Below are 15,242 nucleotides of genomic sequence, written 5' to 3'. Positions count from 1 at the left end.
GCGCGTTTAAAATAAGGCGCCCCATACCACTCACGGTATCGCCGTATCTTGGTACTTCCCTTTACCCCTTAAGCCATTGGTCGACGTTTGCCACCGAGTTGCCGATCTGTGCTAACGCCTGCGCGCGCCGATACGCACTATGGAATACATCGCATTCGAACACGCATTCGTTGAGGGACGCACACCATGAACAACAATACCAAGATCGATTTCATCTACCTCTCCGAGCAGGACATGATCCGCGCCGGTGTGACCGACATGGCCGCCTGCGTGGACACCATGGAAGAAGTCTTCCACCTCCTGCACATCGGTGATTACCGCATGGCCGGGCCAAACAATGACTCTCACGGCGCGATGATCATGTTTCCGGAGGAATCGCCCTTCCCGACCATGCCGAAGCCGACGGCGGATCGCCGTATGATGGCGATGCCGGCCTACCTCGGCGGCAGCTTCTGCACCTCCGGCGTGAAATGGTACGGCTCCAACATCGCCAACCGCGAAAAGGGCCTGCCCCGTTCGATTCTGATGTTCACGCTGACCGACCCCGACACCGCCGCACCGCTGGCGTACATGTCAGCCAACCTGCTGTCGGCCTACCGCACTGGCGCGGTACCAGGCGTCGGCGCACGTCACCTGGCGCGCAAGGATTCCCGCGTGATTGGCCTTCTGGGCCCGGGCGTGATGGGGCGCACCAGTGTGGCGGCGTTCATGGCGGTCTGCCCTGACATCGACACCATCAAGCTCAAGGGCCGCAGTGAGAACAACATCAACGGCTTTGTCGAGTGGGCAAGCGAGCACTACCCGCAAGTCAGCGTCGAGATTGTCGACACCGAAGAAGCGGTGGTACGCGGCTCCGACATCGTGACCTACTGCGCCTCCGGCGAAGTCGGCGACCCGGACAAGTACCCGATGGTCAAGCGTGAGTGGGTCAAACCCGGCGCCTTTCTAGCCATGCCCGCGCCGTGCAACTTCGATGCCGGCATGGAAGCGCCGGACGTGCGCAAGGTGCTCGACGACACCGGCCTGTATGAAGCCTGGTACGAGGAAGTGCCCAAGCCCGCGCACAACTTCATTCCCCTGGTCGGTGTGAAATTCATGGACATGATTCACGCCGGTACGCTTGAGGCCAGCGCGCTCGAGGACCTCGGCGCGATCGTCTCCGGCGATAGCCCAGGGCGCCAGAGTGACGACGAAATCATCATGATGTCGGTCGGCGGCATGCCGGTCGAGGACGTCGCCTGGGCAACGGTCGTCTACCGCAAGGCCGTGGAACAGGGCATCGGCGTATCACTCAACCTGTGGGATGAGCCCGCGCTCAAGTAAGCGCCGCTCGCCCAACCTGCGGGCACCGCGCCGTGCGCCGGTGCCCGACCCTTCATCGATATCAAAACGAGCGCCTTCCAATGACGACGATTACCAAGGTCAAGACCGGCTCCAAATTCGAAGACCACGCCAGCTACTCTCGCGTAGTGGCCGTGGATAACTGGATCCTCGTATCCAACACCGCCGGGCGTAACCCGGACACCAAGGACATTCCCGACGACGTCAGCGAGCAGTTAAAGCAGGTGTTTGCCAACATCGAGCGTGGCCTGGCCGCCGTCGACAGCAGCCTTGCCGATGTGGTGTCGGCGAAGATCTTCATCCAGAACCCGGCCGACACCGAAACCGTCATGACGCTGTTTGGTGAAACCATGCGCGGCGTTGATCCGGTGATCACCGTGACCTGCCCGCCGCTGGGCTCTGAGGTCTACAAGGTCGAGCTGGAAGTGACCGCGTACCGTGGCGCCGGCCGCGCCGAAACCACCCGGATCGATACCTCCGCTCAGTGAGGCAGCGTTTGGCCCCTTAACTTCGAGTCAACGCAGTACGACCGGCCTGTCCGGTCGTACTGCGTTGGGTCACCGACCGATCAGGACGCGTTCATGGCACCGAAAATCGCACCCGTCGAGACTTCCACTGATTTTCCCGAATCGACCACCGTGGTCATCATCGGGGGCGGCATCATCGGCCTGACCGCCGCCCTGACGCTCGCCGAACGCGGCGTCTCCGTCACGGTTCTGGAAAAGGGCCGCATCGCCGGCGAACAGTCTTCCCGCAATCTGGGCTGGATTCGAAAGACCAGCCGCCACAAGGAGGATGTTCCGCTGGCGCTGGCCTCCGACCGGCTGTGGGCCACGATGAATGAGCGTACCGGCAGCGATGTCGGCTATCGCCAGTCCGGCATCATGTTTCTCTCGCGCACGCCGGATCAGCTCGCCGTGCACGAAGCCTGGCTCAAGTCAGTCTCGAGCCTGTCGCTTGATTCGAAAATTCTAAGTGCACGCGAAGTCGATGCGCAGGTGCCGGGCGGTCGCGGCGACTGGGCCGGGGCCATTTTCACGCCGTCCGACGGCTGCGCCGAGCCGACGCTTGCCTCCAGCGCCATCGCCCGCGCCGCCATCAAGCGCGGTGCGGTAATTGTCGAGCACTGCGCGGTGCGCAACCTCACCCGCGCCGGCGGCAAGGTCAGTGGCGTTGTGACCGAGCGCGGCGAGATTCGCTGCGATCAGGTTCTGCTGGCCGGCGGCATGGGCTCCCGACGGTTTCTGGGCAACATCGGTATTTCACTGCCGACGCTGCCTCTGGTTCTGTCGGTGTTTCGTACCACCGCCATGAACGGCCCCACTGACGCCGCCGTCGGCGGGCCGGACTTCTCGTTCAGAAAACACAAGGATGGCGGGTTTATCGTGACCCAGCGCGGCGCGCTGGACGCCCCGCTCACACTCGATCACCTGCTGGTCGGCTCGAAGTACCTGAGCGCACTGCGCGCGCAGTGGGGGCTGATGCGGATCTCGATGGGCAAGCATTTCTGGCGGGACCTGACGATGCCGCGGCGCTGGAAAAACGGCAAATCGCCGTTCGAACAGGTGCGCACCATCGACCCGCCGATCAACCAAAAGCTCAATGATGAGGCGTATCGCAACCTGTCTGCGGCCTGGCCTACATTCGAGAACATGAGCGTTGAAGAGTCCTGGGCGGGAATGATCGACATTACGCCAGATTCAAACCCGGTCATCGATGCCGTGCCCGGCGTGCCGGGGCTGACGCTTGCCACCGGCTTCTCCGGCCACGGGTTCGGAACCTCGCCGGCCGCCGGTCAGCTTGCGGCGGATCTGGTCATGAACAGCGAGCCGATCATCGATCCGCGCCCCTATCGGTTCGGCCGCTTCTAGGCCGGCCGGTTCCAGCTCGACCGTACACTTGCAGACCGCTAGGCCACGCTCGGGCGGGCCGCCATGAGTGCCCGGTCGCGGGTGGCTGAAGGCAGCTCCTGAAACAGGCGCCGGTATTCGCGACAGAAGTAGCTCTGGTGAAAAAAGCCCTGGCCGGCGGCGGCGTCGGCCAGGCGCTGGGTCGGGGTCTTTAGAAGGCTTCGGCGCACCGCGTTGAGTCGCAGCGCCCGCAGGTAGTTGACCGGTGACTGCCCCACTTCGGCCTGAAAGCTGTATTGAAGCGTCCGGCGTGAAATCTTCAGCTGGTCGCACAGCGCCATCAGTGACGGTGGGTCCTCGGGCTGGCTGCGCATCAGCGCCTGGCAGCGGTCGACGATGTAGCGCCGGGTGCGGTAGTTGCTGACGTCCGGCTCAAAGCTCAGCGCACATTCGCTCAACAAGAGCTCAATACTGTCTTCGATCTGGCGCATCAGAGACTGCTGAAGCGTCGGCGTCATCAGCTCGTGGGCGGGGCGCTGGCGCAGGTAGTCGGTCATGCCCTGCCACTGCCCGCGCACCTGATTCAAAAGCCCCTTCGGCACCTCGAGTCGGCGCAATCGGTGCTCATCGCGGCCAAGCCAGGGGTGTCGGCTTCGGTCGATGGAGGCCACCAGTAGGTCGTAGTTCGATGGCGCCACGCTCCAGAACTGGTCGCAGCTTGGCAAAACGGTCACCGCGTCGCTGCCAAACAAGTCACTGTTGGACCAGCGTATCGGCGTGACCAGGTGCCACTGCGACTCGGGAAAATGCATCCGCTGAGACAGCCCCAGATTGGCGCTTTCCCGGAAAAGACGCACATCGCGGCTGGCAACATCCACGATTTCGCCGGAAAAACAGCCCGCTTCGATCTGATTGGATTCCTGTTGCCAGCCGTCCAGACGCTGAGCATGCTCAGTGGCATCAAGGCAGTGATGCAGTGTAATTGTCATGAATGACTCCTTCGGGCGCATCGCTCGTGGTCATGGCATGAAGCTTGCATTATTGCTATCCCCCCTCCATTCGACCAAGGGTGTGCTTGACCAATGGATGGTGGTGTCGGTTCATTTTTTTCTTTAGAGTCGATTGAACCATTAAAATGTTAATGAATATGGTGACCCAATGCTAACCACGAATGCAACCTCGCTGTCGTTCGATGCCTGGCTTGGCGCCGTAAGGCAAGCATGTGGCAATTTCGACTCCACACCCAGAGACCGCCGAAGCTTTCAGGGCAGTGTTTCAAGCCGCTCCAATGGCGGAATCGATATTGCAAACATCGTCACGAACGCAGAAAAGATTACCAATCGTCGCCCACAACATCGCGATGAGGACCGTTTCTGCTTCCTGGTGGTGCAAAAACAGGGGCACGCCACCCTGATTCAAAATGATGTCGCCATCACATTGCGTCCCGGCGAGATGGCGCTGATGGATTCGGTCGAGGCCTGCGACATTATTCCCCATGGCCTGATCGAGCACGATTCACTGCATCTTTGTCGCAGCGAGGTCGCAAAGCGCTTCGGTGATACCACGATTCCGTTCATGAAGATCACCGCGGACTGCGCCAGCAGCCAGATCCTGCAATTGGTGGTCAATCGGATGATCTCCGAGCCGCTGGCCGCGATCGAGGAACGCGAACGGGGCATCTCGGAGTCGCTGGTCGCGCTGTTGCCGGCCATCCATCAGCATCAGGCGCTCACACCGTCCTTCATGGAGCAGGCCGATGGCACGCTGTTTATCTGTGTGCAGCAGTTCATCGACCAGCACCTGCACGAAGACGACCTCGGCCCGGAGCGTCTGGCGGCGGCCTTTCATATGTCGGTGCGCCAGCTCTACCGCCTGTTCGAACAGCACGGCGAAACCGTATGCCGCTACGTTCAGCGCCGCCGGCTGGCACGCTGCGCCGAGGAACTGGCAAGCCCGATTCTGGTCAAGCGTTCGATCACCCAGATCGCCTATAAATGGGGCTTCACCGATTCAGCGCACTTCAGCCGCTCCTTCAAGCGCGAGTTCCAAAGTTCACCGCGGGAATACCGCCGGGCACGCCTGGAATACGCGGCCTGAGACCAAAGCGCGGCCTTAGCGAAAAGATGACGCTGACCTGGGTAAAGAGACGGGATGGCGAGACGAGAAAGACGAGAGGCGTCGAGGTAATGCACCAGAAAAGTGCATAACCTGCGCTAAATGAGGTCGCGACCTGAGCCGCCACCAATATTCGAGTCGGTTCAAGCCGGGTCGAGCCGGCCCCCGAATAACGATCAGGGCCGGCTCGGGCACGTGGTCAGTACGCGATGCAGATTGATTTGAGTTCGGTGTAGGCGTTGACCGCTTCCGGGCCGAATTCCTTGCCGAGCCCCGACATCTTGAGACCGCCAAACGGCATGGCCGGATCAAGCGTCACGTGGGTGTTGACCCAGACGGTGCCGGCTTCGATGCGTGGCGTCATCGCCATCGCCTTGGACAGACTCTCGGTCCAGAGGCTCGCGGCCAGGCCCAGATCGCTGTCATTGACCATTTTGAGCGCCTCTTCCTCGTCATCAAAAGGCACTACCGTCAACACCGGGCCAAACACCTCTTCCCGTGCGATCTCCATGTCGTGGCTTGCACCGCTGACCACTGCGGGCGAGACGTAAAAGCCTTCGGACGGCACCTGATTGCCGACGTGAACATTAGCGCCCTGCTCACGAGCACGATCAATATAGCCCTGCACGCTTTCCTGCTGCCGCTTGGACACCAGCGGATTGACCTGCGCCTCGGGGTCGATGCCAGGGCCTGCGTGCATGGAGTCGACCGCCTTGGCCAGGTGCTCGCAGAAGGCGTCATGGATGCTTCGGTGGACGTAGAACCGCGAGGCCGCTGCGCAGACCTGCCCCTGATTGAGCAGCCCCCCCATCAGCGCGCCGTTGACGGCCTTTTCGATGTTGGCGTCTTCAAGTACCAGCATCGGGTTCTTGCCGCCCAGCTCCAGCGAGACGTGCGCCATATGCTCGACTGCGGCATGACCGATCTGCTTGCCGATTTCGGTGCTGCCGGTGAACGTGACCTTCTTGACGTCCGGATGCTCGGACAGACGCGTGCCGACCGTTGACCCGGAACCCAGCACCACGTTGAACACGCCCTTCGGCACACCGGCCTCGATCGCGAGTTCAGCCAGGCGCAGAACGCTCAAGGGCGTCTCGGATGCGGGCTTGAGCACGACCGTGCAGCCTGCCGCCAGTGCCGGCACCAGCTTCCAGAGCGCAATCATCATCGGGAAGTTCCACGGAACGATGGCCGCCACGACGCCAATGGGCTGACGCAGGGTATAAACGTTGAACTTCGCGCCTTCCGGCATGCCGATGGACACTTCGCGGGTGCTGCCCTCGAGCTTGGTGGTCCACCCGGCCATGTAGCGGATGAAATCGATCGAGAAGCCGACATCGACGCCACGGGCGATGTTGATCGACTTGCCCTGGTTGAGGGTTTCGATCTGGGCGAGTTCGTCGGCGTTCGCCTCCAGAAGATCGGCAAAACGTAGCAGAATGCGCTCACGCGCCGCCGGGGTCATGCTGCTCCAGCGGCCGTCCTCGAAGCTTTCCTTGGTCAGGGCGACCGCACGGTCTGCAAGCGCAGCGTCACCTTCGGCCACCTGGGTCAGCGGCTTGCCGGTCGAGGGGTCCAGCACATCGCGGGCGTTGCCTTCACTCAAAAAGGCGCCATCGATGAACGAGCCCGTCGCCCGCGTTAAGAAGTCCTGTACGGCCTGTGATGCAGTGTCCTGACTCATGAGCGATCTCCTGCGCGATTGAGCATCGAGCGGTGCGCCATTCAAGGGCCACCCAGTAGGGTGCCACCAGCAACGCGTGAGAAACTCGACGTCAAACAGCGGTTCTGTGTTGAAAAGAGCTGTATATCGTTAGGCTAATGCGCCACGCACCCGACGACTTGCCAGTGCCTGCCGGGTGCATGACGCTGTCTGCCGAGGTTTATCTTTTAGGGCGCGTGCCTTGCCCGAATCAGAAGTTAAACCCGACCAACAGCTGGGTGTAGTAGTTCGAGCCACTGCCGCCAAGCTGTGACCCGCCGCTTGAGGCGGAGGCGTCCGGGTCGTAACGGCCAACCAGCGGCATCACCCACCAATGGTCGTTGATCGTCCAGGTGCCATAGAGGTCGATCTCGTTGCCATCAAGGTTCGGCCCCTGATCGGTATCGAGGGTATCGAAGCGGTACGCCAGCAAGCCAAGGCTTAGATTATCGGCAGGCGTGAGTGACAATGTGACCTGATGAATGCGGGCGTTGGTGGCGAAGGGGCCTGCGTAGTTCGCCGCCACCTCCCCCTGGAACCAGGTGCCGAGTGCGCGGCCGTTGCCGTAGAACAGCGGGTCATAGCCGTCGGAGAACCGGCTGAAGCGGTAGCTCACGTAGGGCGACCAGGCCAGATCACTGAACGTCCAGCCGGCTTCTGCGTACCAGGCGTTTTCATCGGCACCGTTGCCTTTTTCCTGCCAGGCGTACTGACCGGCCAAAAACAGGTTCTCGACCCCGGCATTGCCGTGGCCGTAGACGCTGTAGACCTTGGTGTCGTCCCGGTCCGGGTAGAGAAACGCGAAATCGCGGTCGGTATCGAGCACCTTGATGTAGGTCGCCCCGAGCGTGGCGTCATCGGTCACGTGCTCGAGCGTGCCCACCGCCATTTCGGGCTTGGCCTGCGCCCGGTTACCGGATTTGAGCCACATCAGATCGCCCCGCCAGCCTGTATCGCCGCCGAGTCTCACCACGGCGGTCTTTTCAAAGGACTGGCGCGCGGCGAGATAGTAGGCCCCGCCACGGTCGAGATCACCGCCAAGCACCCCCTCGCCGAAATTGAGCGAGTCGCCGGAAATCAGGAACCCATCGCCAACCTGAATGTATTGCCGGCCCACCGACACATCGAGCCCGTCGGTGCCAAGCGCTGGAATCAGCTCGCCGGATTTCCAGCCAACGGCGAGGTCCTCGAGGTGCGTTCGCCGCTCATCGCCGGTAGTGAAGCCCGCCGCGTCGCCCTGGCCCCATGTGCCGCTCGAGGTCCAGGCCACATTGGCGTAAAGCGAGCCCGCCGTGGGGGACAGCGTATGGGTGGCATCGAGGCCGTACTTGATGAAGCCTTCCTGCCAGTCCCGGCCGCCGGCCTCGGCCGTCTCCGACTGGGCATACCCTTTCTGACTGTGAAACGCCCCGGCCACACCGGTGACGTTGAGGTTGATCTTGGTCTTTGCAGTGTCGTAGAGCTCGAGCGCCGAGGCGTTGCCGCAAAGCGAGAGTGTGATGATCGTGCTGGCGGCGAGCGTCGGCAGCACGGGGCGGTAGCGTATTGTAGTCATGAGGCAGTCGTCCCTTATTGTTGTGTTGGTGCGTGCGTCGTGGTGTTGGTGCGTGTGTCGTGGTGTCGGTGCTTATGTTCGATGTCGCCTGAATGGGCCTTGATGCCGTGGCCAAGGCCGCTCGTCACAGGCTAGCGAGCAGACCTTCGCCGCGCTTGTCTGCCCTTGACGAAAACCTGCCCGGCCCTGCCGCAACGCCTGTCGGAAGGACTGCAACAAACCTCGAAACTGACCGATTGAACCCGCGTGACAAAAGAAAGAATCGGCACGTCGGCCGATCCTTTGAGGGGTCCTGCAATGACGCCGCAGAAAGGTGCCTTGCTACCCAAGCCACACCAGTGACAGCGCCGGGACGAACACCACCACCGCAATACGCACCATGTCCGCCCCCAGAAACGGCACGATGCCACGGCTGACCGTACCCAGCGTCGTGTTGCGGCTGTATTTCTGCACAATGAACAGGTTCATCCCCATCGGCGGCGTAATCAGCCCGATTTCCACCACCATCAGCGCAACGATCCCGAACCAGATCGCCTTTTCCGGCCCGGTCAGGCCGAAAAGATCGAGCTGCATGATGATCGGGAAGAAGATCGGAATGGTCAGCAGAATCATCGACAGCGAGTCCATCATGCAGCCCAGCACCAGATAGATCGCGAGAATCACCAACAGCACCGCAAGCGGGGCAAGGCCGCTGCCGAGCACCCACTCGGCAAGCGCCGCCGGCAGTTGGCCGAGCGCCAGCCCACTGTTCAATAGATCGGCCCCGATCACCACCAGATAGATCATCGCGCTCGCCTCTGCGGTGCCCACCAGGCTCTTGTAAAGCCCGGCCCAGCGCATGCCGCGCCACAGGGCATAAACGCCACAGGCCGCCGCCCCGAGCGAGGCCGCCTCGGTCAGGTTCGCCCAGCCGCCATACAGCCCGAAGATCACCACGATGAAGATCACCAGCACCGGCGCGATGTCCCGAAGACTCGCCAGCCGCTCGGCCCACGAGTAGCGGGGCGACGCCTCGACATCCGTCATCGAGCGCACCGCCATCAGCCGAATCACCGCAAAGTAGCCCACCACCGCCACCAGCCCCGGCAGCACCGCCGCCATGAACAGCGTCGCGATCGAGGTGTGGGTCAGCACGGCGTAGACGATCAGCGGCACCGATGGCGGAATCAGGATGCCAAGCGTGCCTGCGGCGGCGATGGTGCCGGTGGCCAGCCGCTTGGTGTAGCGGTGACGCTCAAGCTCCGGCAGCGCCACCTGACTCATGGTGGTGGCGGTGGCAAGCGAGGAGCCACAGATGGCACCAAAACCCGCACAGGCCCCGGCCGCCGACATCGCAAGCCCGCCCCGCCAGTGGCCGATCCACTTGGCACTGGCCTGAAAGAGCGTCGCCGACAGCCCGCCGTGAATCGCGAACTGCCCCATCAGCACAAAAATCGGGATCACTGCCAGGTCATAGCTTGAGAACCGCGCGTAGACCAGATTGTTAAGGGTATAGAGCAGCGCGTGAAGATCGCCGTAGACCAGCAGATAACACAGGGCGCCGGCCAGCAGCATCCCTACCCCCACATGCAGCCGGCAGCCAAGCAGCAACAGCATCACGCCAAGCGCTACCGCGCCCATCGTCAGTCCTTCCATTAAAGGCCCTCCTCCTCGATAAGCGCTGGCGCGTCCTCGCGGATCAAATGATGCACGCTCTGATACAACGCGCACACACTCATCAGGGCAAGACCCGGCAGCATCGCAACCTGAAAGGCCCATTCGGGCAGGCCAAGCTGCACGCTTTGCGCGTTAAAAAGAAAACTGTCCTGCGTCATCAGCGCCGTACGCCACAAAAGCAGCGCACTGACGCAGGCCAGCACCAGATGTGAGATCACCAGCAGCGCGCGATTGACGCCGGCCGGCAATACCGTTGCGACGATATCCACCCGAATGTGACGGTCGTTGATTTCACACAGCGGCAAAAAGCAGGCCACCGCCACCGCCATCGTCATTTGCAAAAGCTCCATATCGCCGGTGATGGGGGCGGCCCAGAGCCTGCGCCCGACCATCGAGGTCAGCGAAAGCGCAATGGCGCCGAGCAGCAATAGCCCGCCCACCAGCGCAAGGCCGGCCGCGAGGCGCGTGAGTAACGGTTTGATCATGTCTGTCTCCCGAAAGCGCTTCATCTCATCCGAAAGCGCTTCATCTCATCCGAAAGCGCTTCATCTCATTTAAGCCCTGCCGGCCGGGCCAGCCGCGCGGCGTCACTCAAGCGCCGGCTCTTTTTGTTCGACGAGCGCTTCAAGTGCGCGCACCAGTGCCGCCCGGTCGACCCCGCCCTCGCGTGAGGCCATCCAGTCCTCGGTCACCGAGCGCGAGGCGTCACGCATGCCGTTATAGGCCGCATCATCAAGGGTGATGACGGTCTGGTCGGGGTCATTTTTGACCTTGGCACGCACACGGACGATGGCGTCGTCCCAAGCCTTGCCGAACCGACGCGAGAGCCCCTCGCCGCTGAGTGCGTCCAGCGCCTCTCGTGCCTTGTCGGGCAGGCGCTCATAGCTTTGCCTGTTCATCAGAAACGCCAGTACGGTCACGGTAGGGGTTGCCTGATGCGCGGCCGGTTCGGTGTGATAGCGGGTGACTTCATCGAGCTTGGTCGGCGGCACCACCTCCCACCCGGCCGAGGCGCCGTTGATCACGCCCTTGGCGAGGGTGTCGGCAATCTGGGCCGGCGGCATGCTGACCGCCGAGGCGCCAAGCGCATCGATCATTCGAGACGCCATTCGGGTCGGCGCGCGAAGCTTCAGCCCGACCATGTCGGCTGCGTCGTAAATGGGCGTATCGCGTGAATGGAAAACCGCACCGCCGTCGCTGTGCACGGCCAGTACGTGGTAGTCGGCGAAATCCTTGCGCGCCGGCCCCTGGGTAAAGGCCCAGGCGATTCGGCTGCCCTCGTCGCCGCCGGCGGGCAGCATGAACGGAAGCTCCAGCGCCTCGCTTCGAGGAAAGCGCCCGGCGGAGTAGCCAAGCGCCGTCCAGGCGATATCCACCACGCCGTTTCGCACCATGTCGGGCAGTTGAGAGGGAATCCCCCCGAGCTGCATCGAGGGGTAGATCTGGCAGCGAATCTCGTGACCTGAACGCGCTTCAAGCTCATCGCACCAGGGATCGAGCACCTGACGCTGCACGCTTGCGACCGCGGGCAGAAAGTGCGTGATGCGAAGCGTGGTCACGGCCGACGCCGACGGGCTTGCCGCCCCGAGGGCCAGGCCGACCCCGAGCAGCAGCACACGCTGGCAGTGCTTGAGCGCGCTGCAGGTCATACGTGGTGTCATGAGATCGCCTCTTGTCGGTCACCGAGCGCTCAGTCTACCAAATCATTAATAAATTAATGATTAGACGTTAATATGATAACAACGCAATCGCCAGCCGCGCTTACGCGGGCGTCGAAGACTCACTCGCCGCCAGAACCAACACGCCCTCGGCCCAATCAAGCGCCACATCGGACGCCGACAGCGACCCGCTGGCATCATGGCGGCCGTACTCACCGATGCGCCTTGCACCGCAGGCAGTCAACGCCTCGGTAAGCAGCTCACTGCCCCGGGAGTAGGTCTTGGCGTAGCTGCTGTCGCCAAGCCCAAGACTTGCAAAGCGAATGCCTTCAAGGTCCGGTGCGCGCTCACGCAGCGCCTGATAGAACGCATTCGCCCCGCCCGGCACGTCGCCGTCGCCGTAGGTCGAACAGACCATGAGGTAAAACCGCTCGGGGGCAAGATCGTCCGGCTCGATGTCGCCCAGATCGGCGATGTCCACCGTGCAGCGGCCTTCAAGCGCCTGCTCGAGTTCCTCGGCGACAAGCTCGGCGTTGCCGGATTCGGTGCCGAATAGAATGCTGACGGCCAGATCCCCCAGACTGTCACTCTCGCCAGCCGCCCCGTCGGTCGCCCGATCGATGACGATCGAGGTGTCCCGCGCCGAGCTTAAAAGCGCCTCGAACGTGCACAGCTTGGTGCGTACGCGGTCGGGCGTGGCGTCGCTGCGCTCGCGCTGATCGATCCGCCGCCAGCCGTCGATGTCGGTGGCCTCCACATGCGGCGCAAGCCCTTGTCGCGTACAGGCAATGTCGCCGGAGGCGATGTCGGCGCCGATCACCCCGGCCAACGCCCGGGCATCGGTGCGCTGGTCGGGGATCGTGCCGCGGGCGCTGCGGCGCAGCCAGCCGGCCAGATACAGCCCGGCTTCGATGCGCCCACTCTCGGACGCGCTCGGAAGCTCAGCCAGTGCCCTGGAAATGGCATTTTCCGGGTCAGGCACAAAACCGATGGCGGTAATGACCGAGTCCACCTCAAGCGAGACGACGTCGCCGCCGTGACGCAGCGCCACGCCTTCGACCTGCGCCTGCCCTTCGATCTGCTCGGGCACCGTCTCGAACCACCAGTCAACCTTCATGCGCACGGTACCGTCGACCTCGACACCCGCGACGCCCGGCAGCGTGCGCAAGGCGTCCAATCGGGCATCCTTGCCTTCCGGCACGCGGTCAAGCTCGACGCCATGCACGCAGTGGCGAATGCCCGAGAAGCGGCCCAGTTCGCGAATCATGACCGGGTCGAAGCGCGCCTTTTCGGCGCTCGAGCGCCCGATAATGTGAAGCGTATCGATGTCGCGCGTCAGCGCACCGTGTACGCCCTCGTCAATATCACTGCCCTCGAGGTCTTTTGACCGAACCGACAGCAGCCGCAGCACGTCGATGGCCACATTGCCCTGCCCCACAATCGCCACACGCCGACCAAGGGTCGGGGTCTCAGTCTCATTCGGGTGGCCGTTGAGCCTTCGGGTAATGCCGCCCGCGCCCCAAACCCCGGTAAGCGTCTCGCCCGGAATACCGAGCGCCCGGTCGGCGTGCACCCCACTTGCCAGCACCACCGCATCGTAGCCGGCGCGCAGCTCATCAAAAGCGACCTGATCGCCGACGGTGGTGTTGCCGACAAAACGTACGTTGGGGGAATCGAACAAACGGTCAAACTGGCGCGCCACCGCCTTGGTGCCCTGGTGATCGCCAGCGACACCGTAGCGAAGCAGCCCATAGGGCACCGGCAGCCGGTCGATGAGATCAATATGGGCGCCGGGCATACGGCGCTGAACTTCCTTGGCCGTGAAACAGCCCGCCGGCCCCGACCCCACGATCGCGACGTGAGGCGCTGCCTGCGCCTCGCTGGCCGATCCGGCAACGGCAGAAGCACTGCTGTTATCGAGCGGGCGGACGCTGTCCCAGGTTACCGGCAGGGAAAGCATGCCGCGAAAGACCCAGCCTCCAACGGTAGGCTCGCGGCCAGGATCCACCTTGAGCCCGTTCAAATGGTTGAAAAGCAGAGGCAATGCCACGTCAGCGATCTGGGCCCGCGCTGCCCGCGCACCAAGACAGACATGAGTGCCCTTGCTGAACGCCAGGTGAGGCTTCACCTCACGGTGGATATCGAACTGATCCGCCCGGTCCCACACCGACTCATCGCGGTTGGCTGAAAGGATGCAGATTCCAAGGCGGGCACCCTCGGGCAGTTCGACGCCGGCCAGAACGGTCTTTTTGGTGGTCTGGCGCGAGTACAAGCCGATCGGCGCGATCCAGCGAATGGTCTCATCGAAGACCGTCGACCATAGGCTCGGGTCGCGCTCGGCGGCCTGACGCTGGTCTGGGTGGGTCAGCATCGCCCAGGCCGCAACGCCCAGGGCGTCACGCGGCTCGTTGAGTCCACCGCCGATGCTCATCTTGATGTTGGCGCGAATCTTTTCCAGCGGCATTTGATCTTCGGGCGAAGACAGCAGCGAGGAGATCAACGAGTGGTCGCGGTTATTGAGGTGCCACTCGAGCATCTCGTCGAGCGCGACATCCACTTCATCGAAAGAGCGCTTCCCGGCCGCCCACACATCGGGGTCATCGGCGTAGTTGCCGGTGGCGTCGATCAACGTCTGCGACCAGCGCTGCAGATCCTCGGCCGTGGCGTTGTAAAGCCCCAGCAACGATTTCAGGCATTCCGCTGCAAACGGTGCTGCAAAATCCCAGACAAGATCCGACCCCGGGCCCTTGTCGATCAAGCGGGCCAGCTGCTCACGGCCCTTTTCGTGGAAGGTCTGCGTCCAGACGTTTTTGACGGCGTTTGGCTTGAACACGCTCTGCCACTGCCGGCGTTCACGGTAGTGTTCCGGGTCGTCTCGGCGCAGCATCGAATGCCCCATGGCCCGAATCTGAAGCGAGTCCCTTTCATTCGCGGAAAACGTCTCCTGATCGTGCTCGGTGGCAATCACGGCCTCATAGCTTGTGATCAGGTAGCGATTGACACTAGGCACCCAGTGCACACCGCCCTCACGGCGAAGGCGCTCGTAGATCGGGTACGGATCGTCATAAAGCGTCTTGATCTCGACCCAGTCCGCCACGGGGGCGGAGCGAGGTATCAACGGCGTAGTCATGTAACCTCCACGGGAAGCGGGTAACGGCGTCAGCGGCCAAGCGCACTCAGCGCGGCTTGAATCGGTTGCCACGTTCAGGCCCGCCGATGACGACGCACCCGAGGCAACCAAACAAGACCTGCCATGGCCCAAGAGGTGATCACGCTAAATTTTTATTAACAAGTTAACTATTCGACTTTATGTACAGGCCTTGCACCTATCGCCTATGAACACACCTTGATTGCATCTTTCTACG

Annotated in this window: 11 protein-coding genes; 4 read left to right on the top strand and 7 right to left on the bottom strand. The window is 62.5% G+C overall.

Annotated features, from left to right (window positions below):
- Positions 1-186: 186 nt before the first annotated feature.
- From NAT23_RS10745 to NAT23_RS10735, 3 genes are all read left to right on the top strand, one after another.
- Positions 187-1,323: an ornithine cyclodeaminase family protein gene (locus NAT23_RS10745; protein ID WP_251928191.1), complete on the top strand. Its 1,137-nt coding sequence runs from the start codon at positions 187-189 to the stop codon at positions 1,321-1,323.
- 80 nt (positions 1,324-1,403) lie between these two features.
- Positions 1,404-1,829 carry a Rid family hydrolase gene (locus tag NAT23_RS10740; protein ID WP_251928190.1) on the top strand — a complete coding sequence of 142 codons (426 nt, stop codon included), beginning with the start codon at positions 1,404-1,406 and terminating at the stop codon, positions 1,827-1,829.
- A gap of 93 nt (positions 1,830-1,922) precedes the next feature.
- Positions 1,923-3,212: an NAD(P)/FAD-dependent oxidoreductase gene (locus NAT23_RS10735; protein WP_251928187.1), complete on the top strand. Its 1,290-nt coding sequence runs from the start codon at positions 1,923-1,925 to the stop codon at positions 3,210-3,212.
- Positions 3,213-3,250: 38 nt separating this feature from the next.
- Here NAT23_RS10735 and NAT23_RS10730 read toward each other — a convergent pair whose 3' ends face one another.
- Positions 3,251-4,180, bottom strand: coding sequence for a helix-turn-helix domain-containing protein (locus tag NAT23_RS10730; RefSeq protein ID WP_251928185.1), 930 nt, complete (start codon positions 4,178-4,180; stop codon positions 3,251-3,253).
- A gap of 169 nt (positions 4,181-4,349) precedes the next feature.
- Here NAT23_RS10730 and feaR point away from each other — a divergent pair, with 169 nt between their 5' ends.
- Positions 4,350-5,288 (top strand): transcriptional regulator FeaR, encoded by a 939-nt coding sequence (gene feaR, locus NAT23_RS10725; RefSeq protein ID WP_251928174.1) that lies wholly within the window; start codon positions 4,350-4,352, stop codon positions 5,286-5,288.
- A 217-nt stretch (positions 5,289-5,505) separates the two neighbouring features.
- Here the strand turns inward: feaR and NAT23_RS10720 are convergent, their stop codons facing one another.
- From NAT23_RS10720 to NAT23_RS10695, 6 genes are all read right to left on the bottom strand, one after another.
- Positions 5,506-6,990, bottom strand: coding sequence for an aldehyde dehydrogenase family protein (locus NAT23_RS10720; RefSeq protein WP_251928173.1), 1,485 nt, complete (start codon positions 6,988-6,990; stop codon positions 5,506-5,508).
- A 229-nt stretch (positions 6,991-7,219) separates the two neighbouring features.
- Positions 7,220-8,563, bottom strand: a complete 1,344-nt coding sequence (locus NAT23_RS10715) for an alginate export family protein (RefSeq protein WP_251928172.1) — start codon at positions 8,561-8,563, stop codon at positions 7,220-7,222.
- A gap of 321 nt (positions 8,564-8,884) precedes the next feature.
- A complete protein-coding gene (locus tag NAT23_RS10710; RefSeq protein WP_251928170.1) occupies positions 8,885-10,198 on the bottom strand; it encodes a TRAP transporter large permease in 1,314 nt (437 codons plus the stop codon).
- Positions 10,198-10,704: a TRAP transporter small permease gene (locus tag NAT23_RS10705; protein ID WP_251928168.1), complete on the bottom strand. Its 507-nt coding sequence runs from the start codon at positions 10,702-10,704 to the stop codon at positions 10,198-10,200. The genes NAT23_RS10710 and NAT23_RS10705 overlap by 1 nt, the downstream gene beginning before the upstream one ends.
- A 102-nt stretch (positions 10,705-10,806) precedes the next feature.
- The gene (locus tag NAT23_RS10700) at positions 10,807-11,880 is read right to left on the bottom strand and encodes a TRAP transporter substrate-binding protein (protein WP_251928166.1); all 1,074 of its coding nucleotides are present in this window, start codon (positions 11,878-11,880) and stop codon (positions 10,807-10,809) included.
- A gap of 100 nt (positions 11,881-11,980) precedes the next feature.
- The gene (locus NAT23_RS10695) at positions 11,981-15,007 is read right to left on the bottom strand and encodes a cytochrome P450 (protein WP_251928164.1); all 3,027 of its coding nucleotides are present in this window, start codon (positions 15,005-15,007) and stop codon (positions 11,981-11,983) included.
- Positions 15,008-15,242 lie beyond the last annotated feature (235 nt).

Origin of the sequence: Larsenimonas salina, from assembly GCF_023736155.1 — a bacterium.
In the GTDB taxonomy this organism is placed as follows: Bacteria; Pseudomonadota; Gammaproteobacteria; order Pseudomonadales; family Halomonadaceae; genus Larsenimonas; species Larsenimonas salina.
This window is presented reverse-complemented; position numbering and strand designations above follow the sequence as displayed.

Coding starts and splice junctions, on each gene's coding strand:
- NAT23_RS10720 (WP_251928173.1), bottom strand. CDS start 6,990: ATGAGTCAGGACACTGCATCACAGGCCGTACAGGACTTCTTAACGCGG.
- NAT23_RS10705 (WP_251928168.1), bottom strand. CDS start 10,704: ATGATCAAACCGTTACTCACGCGCCTCGCGGCCGGCCTTGCGCTGGTG.
- NAT23_RS10735 (WP_251928187.1), top strand. CDS start 1,923: ATGGCACCGAAAATCGCACCCGTCGAGACTTCCACTGATTTTCCCGAA.
- NAT23_RS10730 (WP_251928185.1), bottom strand. CDS start 4,180: ATGACAATTACACTGCATCACTGCCTTGATGCCACTGAGCATGCTCAG.
- NAT23_RS10700 (WP_251928166.1), bottom strand. CDS start 11,880: ATGACACCACGTATGACCTGCAGCGCGCTCAAGCACTGCCAGCGTGTG.
- NAT23_RS10710 (WP_251928170.1), bottom strand. CDS start 10,198: ATGGAAGGACTGACGATGGGCGCGGTAGCGCTTGGCGTGATGCTGTTG.
- feaR (WP_251928174.1), top strand. CDS start 4,350: ATGCTAACCACGAATGCAACCTCGCTGTCGTTCGATGCCTGGCTTGGC.
- NAT23_RS10740 (WP_251928190.1), top strand. CDS start 1,404: ATGACGACGATTACCAAGGTCAAGACCGGCTCCAAATTCGAAGACCAC.
- NAT23_RS10715 (WP_251928172.1), bottom strand. CDS start 8,563: ATGACTACAATACGCTACCGCCCCGTGCTGCCGACGCTCGCCGCCAGC.
- NAT23_RS10745 (WP_251928191.1), top strand. CDS start 187: ATGAACAACAATACCAAGATCGATTTCATCTACCTCTCCGAGCAGGAC.
- NAT23_RS10695 (WP_251928164.1), bottom strand. CDS start 15,007: ATGACTACGCCGTTGATACCTCGCTCCGCCCCCGTGGCGGACTGGGTC.